This window comes from Cohnella luojiensis (assembly GCF_004564235.1).
Taxonomy (GTDB): domain Bacteria; phylum Bacillota; class Bacilli; order Paenibacillales; family Paenibacillaceae; genus Cohnella; species Cohnella luojiensis.
In genome coordinates, this window is record NZ_SOMN01000059.1 from 1 (window position 1) to 11,076 (window position 11,076).

At 44.3% G+C, this 11,076-nt stretch carries 13 protein-coding genes; 2 read left to right on the forward strand and 11 right to left on the reverse strand.

The features are described from left to right. Positions 1 to 153: 153 nt before the first annotated feature. The 5 genes from E2980_RS23245 to E2980_RS23265 form a co-directional block, all read right to left on the reverse strand. On the reverse strand, positions 154 to 624 hold the full coding sequence (locus E2980_RS23245) for a CBO0543 family protein (protein ID WP_135154591.1): 471 nt from the start codon (positions 622 to 624) through the stop codon (positions 154 to 156). A gap of 142 nt (positions 625 to 766) precedes the next feature. Then, positions 767 to 1,906: a toxic anion resistance protein gene (locus E2980_RS23250; protein ID WP_135154592.1), complete on the reverse strand. Its 1,140-nt coding sequence runs from the start codon at positions 1,904 to 1,906 to the stop codon at positions 767 to 769. A 23-nt stretch (positions 1,907 to 1,929) separates the two neighbouring features. Continuing rightward, positions 1,930 to 3,618, reverse strand: coding sequence for a vWA domain-containing protein (locus tag E2980_RS23255; protein WP_135154593.1), 1,689 nt, complete (start codon positions 3,616 to 3,618; stop codon positions 1,930 to 1,932). Positions 3,619 to 3,631: 13 nt separating this feature from the next. Beyond that, positions 3,632 to 4,369: a hypothetical protein gene (locus tag E2980_RS23260; protein WP_135154594.1), complete on the reverse strand. Its 738-nt coding sequence runs from the start codon at positions 4,367 to 4,369 to the stop codon at positions 3,632 to 3,634. A gap of 175 nt (positions 4,370 to 4,544) precedes the next feature. Further along, the gene (locus E2980_RS23265; RefSeq protein WP_167747234.1) at positions 4,545 to 5,783 is read right to left on the reverse strand and encodes a TolB family protein; all 1,239 of its coding nucleotides are present in this window, start codon (positions 5,781 to 5,783) and stop codon (positions 4,545 to 4,547) included. 119 nt (positions 5,784 to 5,902) lie between these two features. Between E2980_RS23265 and E2980_RS23270 the strand changes: the two genes are divergently transcribed. Next, entirely contained in the window at positions 5,903 to 6,397 is a 495-nt protein-coding gene (locus E2980_RS23270; protein ID WP_135154596.1) for a hypothetical protein, read from the forward strand. Between the two features lie 10 nt (positions 6,398 to 6,407). Here the strand turns inward: E2980_RS23270 and E2980_RS23275 are convergent, their stop codons facing one another. Continuing rightward, positions 6,408 to 7,124, reverse strand: a complete 717-nt coding sequence (locus E2980_RS23275; protein ID WP_240703167.1) for an alpha/beta hydrolase — start codon at positions 7,122 to 7,124, stop codon at positions 6,408 to 6,410. A 333-nt stretch (positions 7,125 to 7,457) separates the two neighbouring features. Here E2980_RS23275 and E2980_RS23280 point away from each other — a divergent pair, with 333 nt between their 5' ends. Further along, positions 7,458 to 8,240, forward strand: coding sequence for a YusW family protein (locus E2980_RS23280; protein WP_167747235.1), 783 nt, complete (start codon positions 7,458 to 7,460; stop codon positions 8,238 to 8,240). Positions 8,241 to 8,382: 142 nt separating this feature from the next. Here the strand turns inward: E2980_RS23280 and E2980_RS23285 are convergent, their stop codons facing one another. From E2980_RS23285 to E2980_RS24500, 5 genes are all read right to left on the reverse strand, one after another. Next, on the reverse strand, positions 8,383 to 9,165 hold the full coding sequence (locus E2980_RS23285; RefSeq protein WP_135154599.1) for an APH(3') family aminoglycoside O-phosphotransferase: 783 nt from the start codon (positions 9,163 to 9,165) through the stop codon (positions 8,383 to 8,385). A 173-nt stretch (positions 9,166 to 9,338) separates the two neighbouring features. After that, positions 9,339 to 9,818, reverse strand: coding sequence for a DinB family protein (locus tag E2980_RS23290; protein ID WP_135154600.1), 480 nt, complete (start codon positions 9,816 to 9,818; stop codon positions 9,339 to 9,341). A gap of 46 nt (positions 9,819 to 9,864) precedes the next feature. Further along, entirely contained in the window at positions 9,865 to 10,341 is a 477-nt protein-coding gene (locus E2980_RS23295; protein WP_240703168.1) for an SRPBCC family protein, read from the reverse strand. Between the two features lie 2 nt (positions 10,342 to 10,343). Further along, entirely contained in the window at positions 10,344 to 10,823 is a 480-nt protein-coding gene (locus E2980_RS23300) for a GNAT family N-acetyltransferase (protein ID WP_135154602.1), read from the reverse strand. Between the two features lie 66 nt (positions 10,824 to 10,889). After that, positions 10,890 to 11,076, reverse strand: a 187-nt coding sequence (locus E2980_RS24500) for a hypothetical protein (RefSeq protein ID WP_205700020.1), incomplete at its 5' end; no start/stop codon positions are given.

Sequence of the window (11,076 nt, forward strand, 5' to 3'; positions counted from 1 at the left end):
TTGTTTGCTGTACGCTTATTCCTTGCTTGGACCAAAAAAACAAACGACACAGGGCTTTTCCCCATGCCGTTTCGGATTTCATTTTAATTCCAGGTCTTGTCTTTGAGCTTAACTTAATGACATTGCCAAATCGGCAGCCCTTTTTTCATTGATCTATTGTGTTCCGTTAATCGCCATTATCCTTCGGTACATCCTTACATGGAGAATGAGCATGTAATAAATAAAAGGGTACATGACTAAGGAATAAAATAAATTCCAGTTGATGTGCCAAAGAATACCGACTTTTACGGTCAGCCATTCGTAAGCGGTAGAAAAAACTGCCCATCCTATTAGGTAACCAAGCTTTAACTTCCAAACGGATTTATATGGATACCAGTTAATAATCATTGTCGCCACTGCTGGATATATTCCAAAAAGGATTAATATTACACTGAACTCTGCTTTCTCCACTTCGAAAAATCCCCATGCTTTAAAACGAAAGCTCGCATATACATCAACTAATAAATCGAGTAACAGAGCAACGGCAACAGTTGCATATATTTCGGAAATCTTTAAACGCTTTCTCATTAAAATTGCAACAGCGTTAAAAATCAAGATAGATATGATTAGAACGATCCATTTCATATAGCCCACCCCTTCATCATCGTAGTATAGACAATAAAAGTGGGCTTTATTTCCAATACCTGTAAGTTTTCATTAGACTATAACTATTATGGTGCCGTGTAGCTTTTCAGTAACATAAGCATTAAATAACGGACCGCATAGCTTACAAACTCAACCTATGCCCCTTCTCCAAACGCTGAATCCGCTTCTCGCCATCCTCAGCCAGTTCACGGAATTGATTGATCGTTTCGCGCATTTTAGGCAGAGCTTCCTGCTTGTAGGTGCTAATTGAATCCAGGGCCGACAATACGTCGGTAAAGGCTTGTTTCAGCGTATCTACCGAGATGCTCGTTTCCAGCGATTGCTTATGGATCTCCACCCCTTGCTCCTTTAGCATTCTGGAAGTACCGGCAATAAGATCGTTCGTGGTTTGGTTTAAAAGCTCTATCTTCTTCAGCACGATCCTCTGATTGTAGAGGGCGCTAGCTACGGTTACGGAAATCTTCAGCGCCGAAATCGTAACGTTCTTGGCTCTGTCTACTCCGCGTATCAGTTCCTTGTTGTTTCGGATAACGACTTCGATGGCCATAATCCCCTGTTGGTTAACGACCAGCATCTGTTGCAAGTCCATCGTTCGTTGGCGCAAAGGAAAGAGCACTTCCTCGGTAATGAACCGGATTTTGTCGGCATCTTCGTTGCGCTGTTTGGCCGCTTCGATCTGCGACTCGATCGACTCATCCATCAATACCCCTAGCTGGATTTCTTTTTGAAGCTTTTTGGTCAACTCCCGAAGCGACTGTTGCTCGATCTCCAGGGTAGTGTTGTCGTTCTTAAGCGTCGACTTTCCCTTATCGAGGGAACCCACGATATCCGCGATCACGGCATCGGCTTTCTGATACTTAAGGAAGTAAGCACGCAACGGATTGAACATTTTGCCTAAAAAACCCCTCTTGGCAAAGTCTACCACGCTCGGATCCAGATCCTTCAGTTGGGTATGCAATTCGGCTAGTCCCTTGGCCACTTGACCGCCCTCGCCTCCCGTTTTCGAGAGATTCCCTACCGAAACCTGAAGCAAAGAATTTTTATCCGAAGATGATTTCATCGTATTCAGCCCGAACACTTCGATGGATTGCAGGATCTCTTTCCGCTTCTCCAGCGATTCGATATCGAGCGCCATGATCGTGGCTACGTTGGAATCCGCTACCTCTTTAAGCTTTGCGATTTCTTCGGGTATTGGTTTAACCTCTTGTTCGATCGCTACCTTGATCTCTTCCGGACTTGCTACTTCCATCGTAAACGACATGATACCCCTCCTCTGGTTTCGAGTTACAATTGAGCGTTAAACAAGTTGCCGATCTTGTAGACGACATCGTCCGTATCCGCGTTAATACTAGCTGCCTCGTTGATGCTCGAAATGCTTTGAAGAGCCTTAATGTTGGCGTTATAACCGATTGTATAAATAGGAATCTTGAAATTTTCGATCAAATCCTTAACATCCTGCAAGGTGTAACCCTTGTTCGTTTCTCCATCGCTCAGGACGAAAATCAAGGGTTTCACGTTGGGGTTGACCGCCAACTCGTCTTGCAGCATTTTCAAAGCTACGATGATCCCATCGAAGGTCGCGGTTCCACCGCTGGATTGAAGGCTATCTACAGCTCCTACGAACAAGGATTGCTGGTTCGTATCGTACTTCCCGATCGGAAGATTGATCGTTACGTTATCAGAGTAGGAAACAAAACCGATGCGATTGTCCTTTCCTAAATACTTTTGTCCCTTCAACAGGGATTCCTTAAGCCGATTAAGAGGTTCGCCATCCATGCTGCCAGAGACGTCTGCTACGAATACGGCCGAAATAGGTTTACTTCCGTTTTTCTTCTCCTTCCATATCTTCTGAGCGGAGGATAGCAAGCTGCCATCGACCGCGCCAAGTTCCGCCTTGTAGTCCTCAAGGCTATTGAAGCCATTTTCCCGAGCCGATTGTTGATACTTATCCTGCGCGACGAAGTCCGCGAACTTCTGAATGATGTCTAACTTATCTTGAGGAAGATCACCCAAAGCGTACAACGGGCTGTCATGCCTTACGCCGAAAGGAGTAAAGACATACCCGCTCTTTAGTTCCGGCGTATTAACGTAGGTTTGGTACTCCAGAACAAAGCCATCCAGCATCCCGGACTTAGCCGCATCGCGCATCTGTATGGTCGTAGACGCGATAAAAGGGACGTTGGCTTGGAATTTCTCGAACCCCTGAACTGCTTTTTCTCCCAATATATTTGAACTATCGAAAGTATGGAGCGCCGTTACAAGAAAATTCAGCCCCGTAGAGCTGGCGAACGGATCCGTATACCCCATGGCAAACTCGTTATTGGCTATCGCTTCGGTAACCGATTTAACGTTTACCGCCCCGTACTTGTCGACTAACGCATCGTACTTCGCCTTTGCTATGACAATGCCGGGAACATTCCCGACAAGACGCTTGGATATAAGCTGAATCTTAACGCCGCTCGCTTTTACCATTTCACCCCACAATTCGTTCGACGGCGTGAACGCGTCTGCTACGTATTTACCGGATTTGATGTAATCGGTAGCCGTCCCGGAAGCAATATTGCGAATCTTGACCGAAGCAGGTTTCCCTTTTACGTCGAGATTGGCTTGGTTGAAATCGTTCGCCACTTCGTTCAGCCACCCGTCGACGCCGGTTCCCGACTTTTCCGTGGAAGATAAGATCTCTACGAAATGATCGGTAGTGTTATTTACGGATATCGGAAACTTGGAAATATCCGGAAGAGATTCCGCGACATCGTTAGGATTTAGGTCTATTTGGCCTTTAATGGGAGCCGCGGTGGTTACCGACACATCGGAGTAAAGTTTGTTTAATTGTTTTCCCATGTCCTCGGTGGTTACCTGATCTTTGGATTTCCCTAAGTTAGAGGTTAACTGAACGCCAAAGTACACGAGGGCAAACACGAATACGACAATGAAACCCGAGAGTAGGAAAAACTTACTCTTCTTAGCCATGCTTAACACCCTTTCACTGTTTATAGAACTTCGTTTGCTTGATTAACGAGTCTATTTCCTGAATGCAAGCCAGATTCTCGATATCCCCGAGCTCCAAGTCATCCAAGCGGGATATCTCCAGCAGCAGCTTATCCAGCTTTAACAAGATTTCCTCGTTAGTTCCTAGGGAGCTTTTTACGAAAGACACATACTCGTTGTACACGTTCGTCTTTTCTTGCAGAAGCTCCCGGGACAACCGCGTCGACTTCTGACTCATGATGCTCTCGAACTCCGATTCGTCGAAGACATGGAGCCTGTTCAGGATACTCCTGATGTTAAGGTAGAAAAGCATTTCTACCTCCCGGATGACGGAAGCGAACTTCTTGTAGCTTAACTCGGACGGATCGAATCTCTGATTCAGGACGTTTAACAAGGTGGAGTTCTTCTTTTTCATCCGATTCAACTGCTCTAGGGCAAGCGTAATATCGCCTTCCAGCGCTTTTATGCATCCGTAACTAGTCAATGCCTCTACGTAGTCCTCGTGCGTTTTGATTTGTTTCACGGGCATAACAACTGGCAGCTTAAATATCCAAACATACGTACCGTAAAACAAAGCAAGCGCGCTTACGATCGGCACCGTTACCCCGAATGCCGTCGCAAGAGGATTTCTGCCTACATCTACCCCTATTAATCCGGGTGAGAGCACTATGATATTCAACGCCGCGACGCCTGCAACAAGTCCCAGCAGTTTTATGTACTTTGTGCCTGCCAACGCATAACCTCCTCTACCTCTGCTAAGAGTTCGGAGTTGAGCCACAGATGTTTTTAAACCCGGTTGATTTAGTGTATGAGCATCCCCTTCGAAACAGTAAAATACAAATAAACCCATGCGAGTTCGCATGGGTCTATGAATCATATAGCTCGCGGATTTGAAGGCACGACTCACATTACACCTTTGGCGAATAAATTATCGGTGAATCGGCATTTTTCAGCCATAGACTTGCGTTACTTCCGTCAGGATTGGCCATCCAAATATTAGAGTCTTTATAATCATATTTTCGTCGAATCCAAATCATTTTATCGGCGGAACGGTTGTAATGGGGACTGTAGTCGGCATATCCTTCCGGAGGACTCGTTATTTGGGATTGCTTCCCCGAGACTGTGTCTATAACAAATACAGCCGGAAGAGGGTGCTTGGAAAAATCATTCGACCATTCTGCTTCTTTAATTCGAGAGACATAGATCGTATTGTCGTCCTTCCAAGCGAAATCCAAGTCGGCATAGTTCTCCGGCGTGTAGGTTGTGAATGCAGGGTATTCCTTCGTTTTTAAATCTTTATCCCTGAATCCGAACACAAGTCTTCCTCCACCTGCAATATACGCTAAAATGTCTTTCGACGGCGCCCACTTCGGAAGTCCGACTTCCAGAATGATCTCGTCCAACACTTCAAAAAGACGGCCGTCTGCGGAGATCGAGCAAACCATATTGCTGTCCATTGACCAAGATGCCGTCGGCGATACAACGAAAGAAAGCCAGCGACCGCTCGGCGAGTAAGAAAAATCGCTTGTATAGACCGCAATAATCTTTGAACCGTTGCTTGATATCTCATTCGGTAGGCTAAAGAATTTCTTAACATTCTCTAGATAACTCGCCTTCGCCCAATTCTGCGGCAGGACCTTCTTATAAAGAGTCGCTCCCGACCATCCTTCCGGCGTGAGGTTGCCGCTCTTCGATAATATAAATCCGCTTCCGTCAGGAATCCAGATATAATTATCTACTCCAATTGCAGCGTTATTAAATTGCTTGAAATCGGTAACGTTGAGAACGGTACCGTCTTTATAGGCGAGAATGTCTCCGCGGGGAGACCACTTCGGTAAATACCCTCTATTATAGATTTTTATGGTTTTCTTGGCGCCGACATCATAGATCCGAACACTCTGTTGATGCGGGTCCCCTCCCTCTTCTTCAACAAGGGAAAGTAGCTTTCCATCAACTGACCATTCCGGGCTGCTCGCCTTCCCCGAGTTCGTCACCTGAATCTCCGTATCATTCACATACACCCACACGTTACCGTCCCGCATAAAAGCGACTTTCGCTGGCACCTTCCTAGAACCGTTAACTGAATCAGTCGGATGAAATACCATAGTAATGAAGGCAATTGTTACGACGAGTTTTCGAAAAAACATGAGCACTCACCTACATTTTCTATTAAGAATGCCCTATATTTTGGAAAATTACTCGTTAAACCATAATGACATAAGACAACAACATTCGCGAATATACTCTCTCGAGGAGAGGATGCGCTATGAGATTTACCGTAAAATATGTGCCTCTGAGCAAAATCAAACCCGAGGCATCCTTCGGCAGCTCGAAGCGTTGGCATCAACTCCGGGCGTGGATGAGAGACTGCGTGTATCTTCTTATCGTCCGCAGGAACAAGAAAGACGGGAGTTTCACGCTGCTTGGAGGGCTCGATCGTTATGAATTCCTCATACGCCATACCAAAAAGAAGTATGCTCCATGCATCGTGGACGAGAGCGGCGCAATGCCGGACATCCGGGGATGGCTCGACCGTGCGCGAAACCTGAAGCTGCTAGAGCACTTTCCGCGGTTCAGAACCGCAAAGATTGAGCCGGCAGGTTCCAAAATCATCCGCTCTTTCTTGCGGCAAGAACCCCGGTTCGCCCGTTTGTCGCACGCCCAAAAAATCAAAGTGTTGATACAAGGAATCCGTTACAAAAGGACGGTCGTCGACTCCATGAGGTCGTTGGTAGAAGAGATGCTGTCGGGGCCGCGCTAATTTGCGTGGATTATACAAATCCTATAGTTTTCAAAAAGTCATCAATCCTAAGAGTGGTATCATGGTATGACTTATTTTGATGACTTAAATAGTTGGGGATACCATGCTCCATACCTTCATATGTAATAAACGTTATGTCGTTCCCTTCATTTATCATGAGATTAACGAAGTTTTTATTTTGTTCATATAGATCATCGGCTGTTCCGCATAACCATAAGGTTGTAGGTAAGCACTTTTTAATATTGTGAAGAGGTGACAGTTCCATTGCCCTTTCAAGCAGTTCCGGGTAACGTCTCCTCATAATGTCAACACCGTCCATTCCGGCACCGAAAACGACTAATGCATTTGGAATATAGTTTGTACTATGATGATCAATGTCATCGTTTACATCCTCAAACATAATCGAGGATACAGCAATATATCCACCCGCGGATGAACCACACACAACAATTTTATTAGGGTCTACACCCAAGCCATCGGAATTCTCCCTCAACCACCGAACAGCGGATTTAACATCACAAATGGCTTGAACTGGAGAAAAATCTTCATCATGACCCGTCCTATAATCAACACAGATTGACACTATACCCTTTGAAGAGAAATACTTTGCTTGATGTTGAAAATCTGCTGGCGTTCGTGGCCCCTTTCCAAAACTACCACCAACGAAGAATAGAATAGCTGTTCTTTTCTTTTTGGGGGATTCTGGCGCTAATACGTAGAATTTCAATTTACGTCCCCCTATTTCTTTATAGGGTATTTCGTTCACAGGATAATCGAATTTGATAACTCGAACAACCAACTCACCCTTTCGCTAAATGGTTCAACAATCATGCCCGATAGAGTAATTGAGAAAAGAGGAGCTGCGATTGCTGCTACTCTTCCACTATCGTACCGGTTAGTTCAATACGGTTGATCGCCTCTAAAGTTGATAATCGAATCGCTGATCTGCCATCAGACAAGCTTTCTCCCCCACATACGGACCCAAAATTGAAGATCCCTACGAATATATTATATAGAGACAGCCATGAACTATCATATTATGCAATTCAGGAGGACTATTATGAAGAAGAAAATCGCTTACATGTTAATTGGGGCACTATGTTCGATCACGCTTACATATGGATTTGTCGCTTTTGCGGACCAATTAGAAACCCCGTCAACAGTGAAGGATCCGACTGTTGTAAGTGAAACAGCTAAACAACAAATTGCTAAAGCGAATGAGGTTTCAATCACGTTAATTCCTTCACCTTCTCAAAGCCATGCGAATGAGGTTTCAATCACGCTAATTCCTTCACCTTCTCAAAGCCATAGCACGAACACGCTTAAAACTATCGAAGAATCGTTTAAACTCGATCAAATGAGGAAATTAGAAATTAAAATAAATCAGAATGGTCTGAAGGTTAAAATAAAGCTTAAACGGGAAAATGCTAAAATCGATTCCGAAGTGGAAATAGAAAAGATCGGCGATCATAACAGCCATTTGGAAGGTAGCGAAGCCGATCAATATATCCAACAACTTCTGGGATCCATCGGATTAAACAAAACAATGAGCAAACAAGAATTTGCAGATGCCTTACTCAAGAAATTCGACATCGACCCAGGTCAAGCAGAAATCAAAGTCAAATTAAAATGGAATAATCAGTCTTCAGAATTAGAATATGAACAAGATGATAAAGACAAAGAAGATCAAAAATTTCAAAAAGTTCGTAAGAAACATAAAGATCAAATTGATCGTGATGATCGTGATGATCGCGATGATGGCGATCATCATGGTGGCAACTATAAGAACGAACATGACGATCATGATCATAACAACCACAATGACGGAGACGAGGAGGAGTAATATGACCTCCAAATCGCAGACAAAACCCTTCTTTATTGAACAGGCTGCCGATGTTATTGGCAGCCTGTTCTTCGTTGTGCTATCGTGTCCGTAATAACGAAAAACCTTTCTTTCGTTGTTACTAGAAATCCACCTTAGTCACTCAGAAAAACTCATCCAGTAGCTGGTAGAATTCGATTTTTTCCCGGTCCGGTCGCTCCAGTCCGTATTCATGCAAGAAAAGTTCTGCCCATGTCATTCCGAAGTTATAAATCAAACTACGATGGGCAAGCGCTAGGTCTTGGTACCGGTCGGCAATGCCGGCATTACCCCAGTCGATGTATCCGCTTAGCCTGCCGTCTTCGCACAATAGAATGTTCGGCAAGCAATAATCTCCGTGAGTAAATACCAGGTCTTCGTTCTGAGGTCGCGTAATTAGCAGCTCTCGGTATAACGAGTCAGAACTTCTACCTGAGCGCTTACGGTCGAAGTCCTCCACATCCACTAAGCCAAGCTCCATATTCTGCCGAGCCTCAGCGATATGAATTGTCAAGTTTTTCTCGAATGGGCAATCATCGATTGGCAGAGCATGGATACGTCTTAGCGCCTGCGCCAACTCCTGTACGATGCCCGGTAGGCTATTCGAGCTTGATTGGTCCGCGGCATGGGTACCCGGAAGTTCGACAGTAAGCAGGTATTCCCGATTGTCTTCAGTCACGAAATCAATGATGTTCGGAACCGGCAGTTTTCCTTGCAACCATACCAGCCGCTCATATTCCGGCTGTAGTGACCTGCGAGTATCCCGATCTACCATCTTTAGGTACATCCCTACTCCATGGCCCGGCAATTGCAAACGGAAAGTTTGAGCAACAGAGCACCCGATCGTAATTGGTGTCCACATAGCGTCGACAAGATGAGCGGCGAGCTTTAAAGGTAGTGGAATCATATCTTTTTCCCCTTCGCGACCGATAGGTGACTGATATTGCAGAGAAGGTATTAGTTTATAAGCAATTCATCAGTCAAGCGGCAAAATCCTTCTTATGCTAATCTGACGTTAGCGTAACAAAGAAAAGAGGAGTTGCGATTGCACACTCCTTAGTTCAATAGGATATATCAACGTTAAATATCGAATAACCCTCTGCCAATCAAGTTTGCAGTAACCGGCTTCTTTCCGATTTCTCGTGACCATATAGACAATTGACCGATATGGTGGATCTCATGGGCGATCACGTGCCGCATCACTTCGCCGTATTTATGGGCTTCCCGTTCCCCTTCATCCGTGATATCAATCATAACGCGGTTTTCCAGACTATCATTCCAATCATAAACAAATGGAGCGAGTTCCACGTGGCAATTGGCGGAAAAACCCTTTATTTGCTGCAAACTGGCCACTTGCTCGAATGGAGGGATTACAATCGCTTTTTCTTGTATTCCACCGCAAATCCAACCATACTCGACTGCCACAATGTGATACAGCGTGGGAAGGATGTATCCTATGCCTCCGGTGCGTCTTTTCAACAACTCTTCCTCGCTAACCGTATCGCACCAGTCAAACCAATCTTTGCGAACTTGCCAGTTATACTCGAATAGTTTCAACATGTCGTAGCCTCCTGTAATAAATAAACTTTGTTACTTCTACCATGCCTCAAAAAGAAGACATACTTGCCAGATGCTCCTCAAGACGATCCATGGTCTGTTCGGCACCTGGGACGGCATATGTTTTCACCTTATCGAATACAGCGGCATCTTCTTCAAAAACTGTGCTATAAGTGAGTTTGGTCTTGCCATCTAGATCCTCAAAGATTGCTGTCGCAAGAAAATGGGGAAACACAGCATGTTTGATGACGATTCGCTCGGGTTTAACGACCTCGACAAAGACATTGGTGTTTGGATAATCAACGCCATCAGGACCGTGCATGATAAACTGCCATGTACCGCCCGGTTTCATATCAAACTCCTGAAAAGTCGTCGTAAAACCTCGAGGTCCCCACCACTTCGACAGGTGCTCCTCTTTCGTCCAAGCATCAAACACAAGATCGCGTGGAGCATCAAATACGCGGGTCTCTTGAATAACCCAATCATTACATCGAAAACGCCCGATTTCCTTAAGAATTGATTCAATGTTTAACAGCCCTTAAGAAAATAATGCATGCCCAGTTCAATCCCACTTCTGCCTAGTTTATTTTTCCCTTTATATAAAAACCCCGATTTCTCATATAACCGTTTTGCCGCTAAATTGTTCTCATTAACAGTCAGAACTATCTCGTCTACTTGTGGAAAATAAAGTTGAATGAATTTCGGTAGACTATTCATTGCTAATTTTGCATAGCCTTTTCCCTGATTTTTCCTATCAATGGAAAACGCCCGCAGAAATATTGAATTAACGTTTTCGGTAAAATCATAAATTTCTCCACTATTATGTAAGACAAAGAAACCGACAGGTTCATCTTCAAAAAGAATAACTACAGGAAAGCAATTTTCTTCTTTGAAGAAATCAAGAGCTTTACTAGGCAAGAAAACAAAACCCATTTGTGATTCTTCCAACGTAAAATTTCTAATTTTCGATTCCCACTCTTGAATAAAGAACGCAAGACGACAAGTCATCGTTTCACCCCCGAATTAAAGAGTCTTTCGAGGTAATTTTATCATTACAGCCATCGAACTTTTACACTAAAGTTTTGCACAATCCTGCCTGTCTAGCGGAGTAAATAAAAACGGCTGCCTAAGCAACAATGTCATTAAGTTAAGGCGCAGGGCCAAAATTAAGAACAAGAGCAGGTTATCTAAAAGATAGCCCGCTCTTTTTTTTGCATGAAAAAATGAAAACAGGACTTGACAAGTAGATGAAAAAGTGTGG

Bases quoted from the DNA above. Each gene is read 5' to 3' on its own strand.
- E2980_RS23280 (WP_167747235.1), top strand. From the start codon at position 7,458: ATGAAGAAGAAAATCGCTTACATGTTAATTGGGGCACTATGTTCGATC.
- E2980_RS23255 (WP_135154593.1), bottom strand. From the start codon at position 3,618: ATGGCTAAGAAGAGTAAGTTTTTCCTACTCTCGGGTTTCATTGTCGTA.
- E2980_RS23290 (WP_135154600.1), bottom strand. From the start codon at position 9,818: ATGTTGAAACTATTCGAGTATAACTGGCAAGTTCGCAAAGATTGGTTT.
- E2980_RS23250 (WP_135154592.1), bottom strand. From the start codon at position 1,906: ATGTCGTTTACGATGGAAGTAGCAAGTCCGGAAGAGATCAAGGTAGCG.
- E2980_RS23265 (WP_167747234.1), bottom strand. From the start codon at position 5,783: ATGTTTTTTCGAAAACTCGTCGTAACAATTGCCTTCATTACTATGGTA.
- E2980_RS23245 (WP_135154591.1), bottom strand. From the start codon at position 624: ATGAAATGGATCGTTCTAATCATATCTATCTTGATTTTTAACGCTGTT.
- E2980_RS23270 (WP_135154596.1), top strand. From the start codon at position 5,903: ATGAGATTTACCGTAAAATATGTGCCTCTGAGCAAAATCAAACCCGAG.
- E2980_RS23300 (WP_135154602.1), bottom strand. From the start codon at position 10,823: ATGACTTGTCGTCTTGCGTTCTTTATTCAAGAGTGGGAATCGAAAATT.
- E2980_RS23285 (WP_135154599.1), bottom strand. From the start codon at position 9,165: ATGATTCCACTACCTTTAAAGCTCGCCGCTCATCTTGTCGACGCTATG.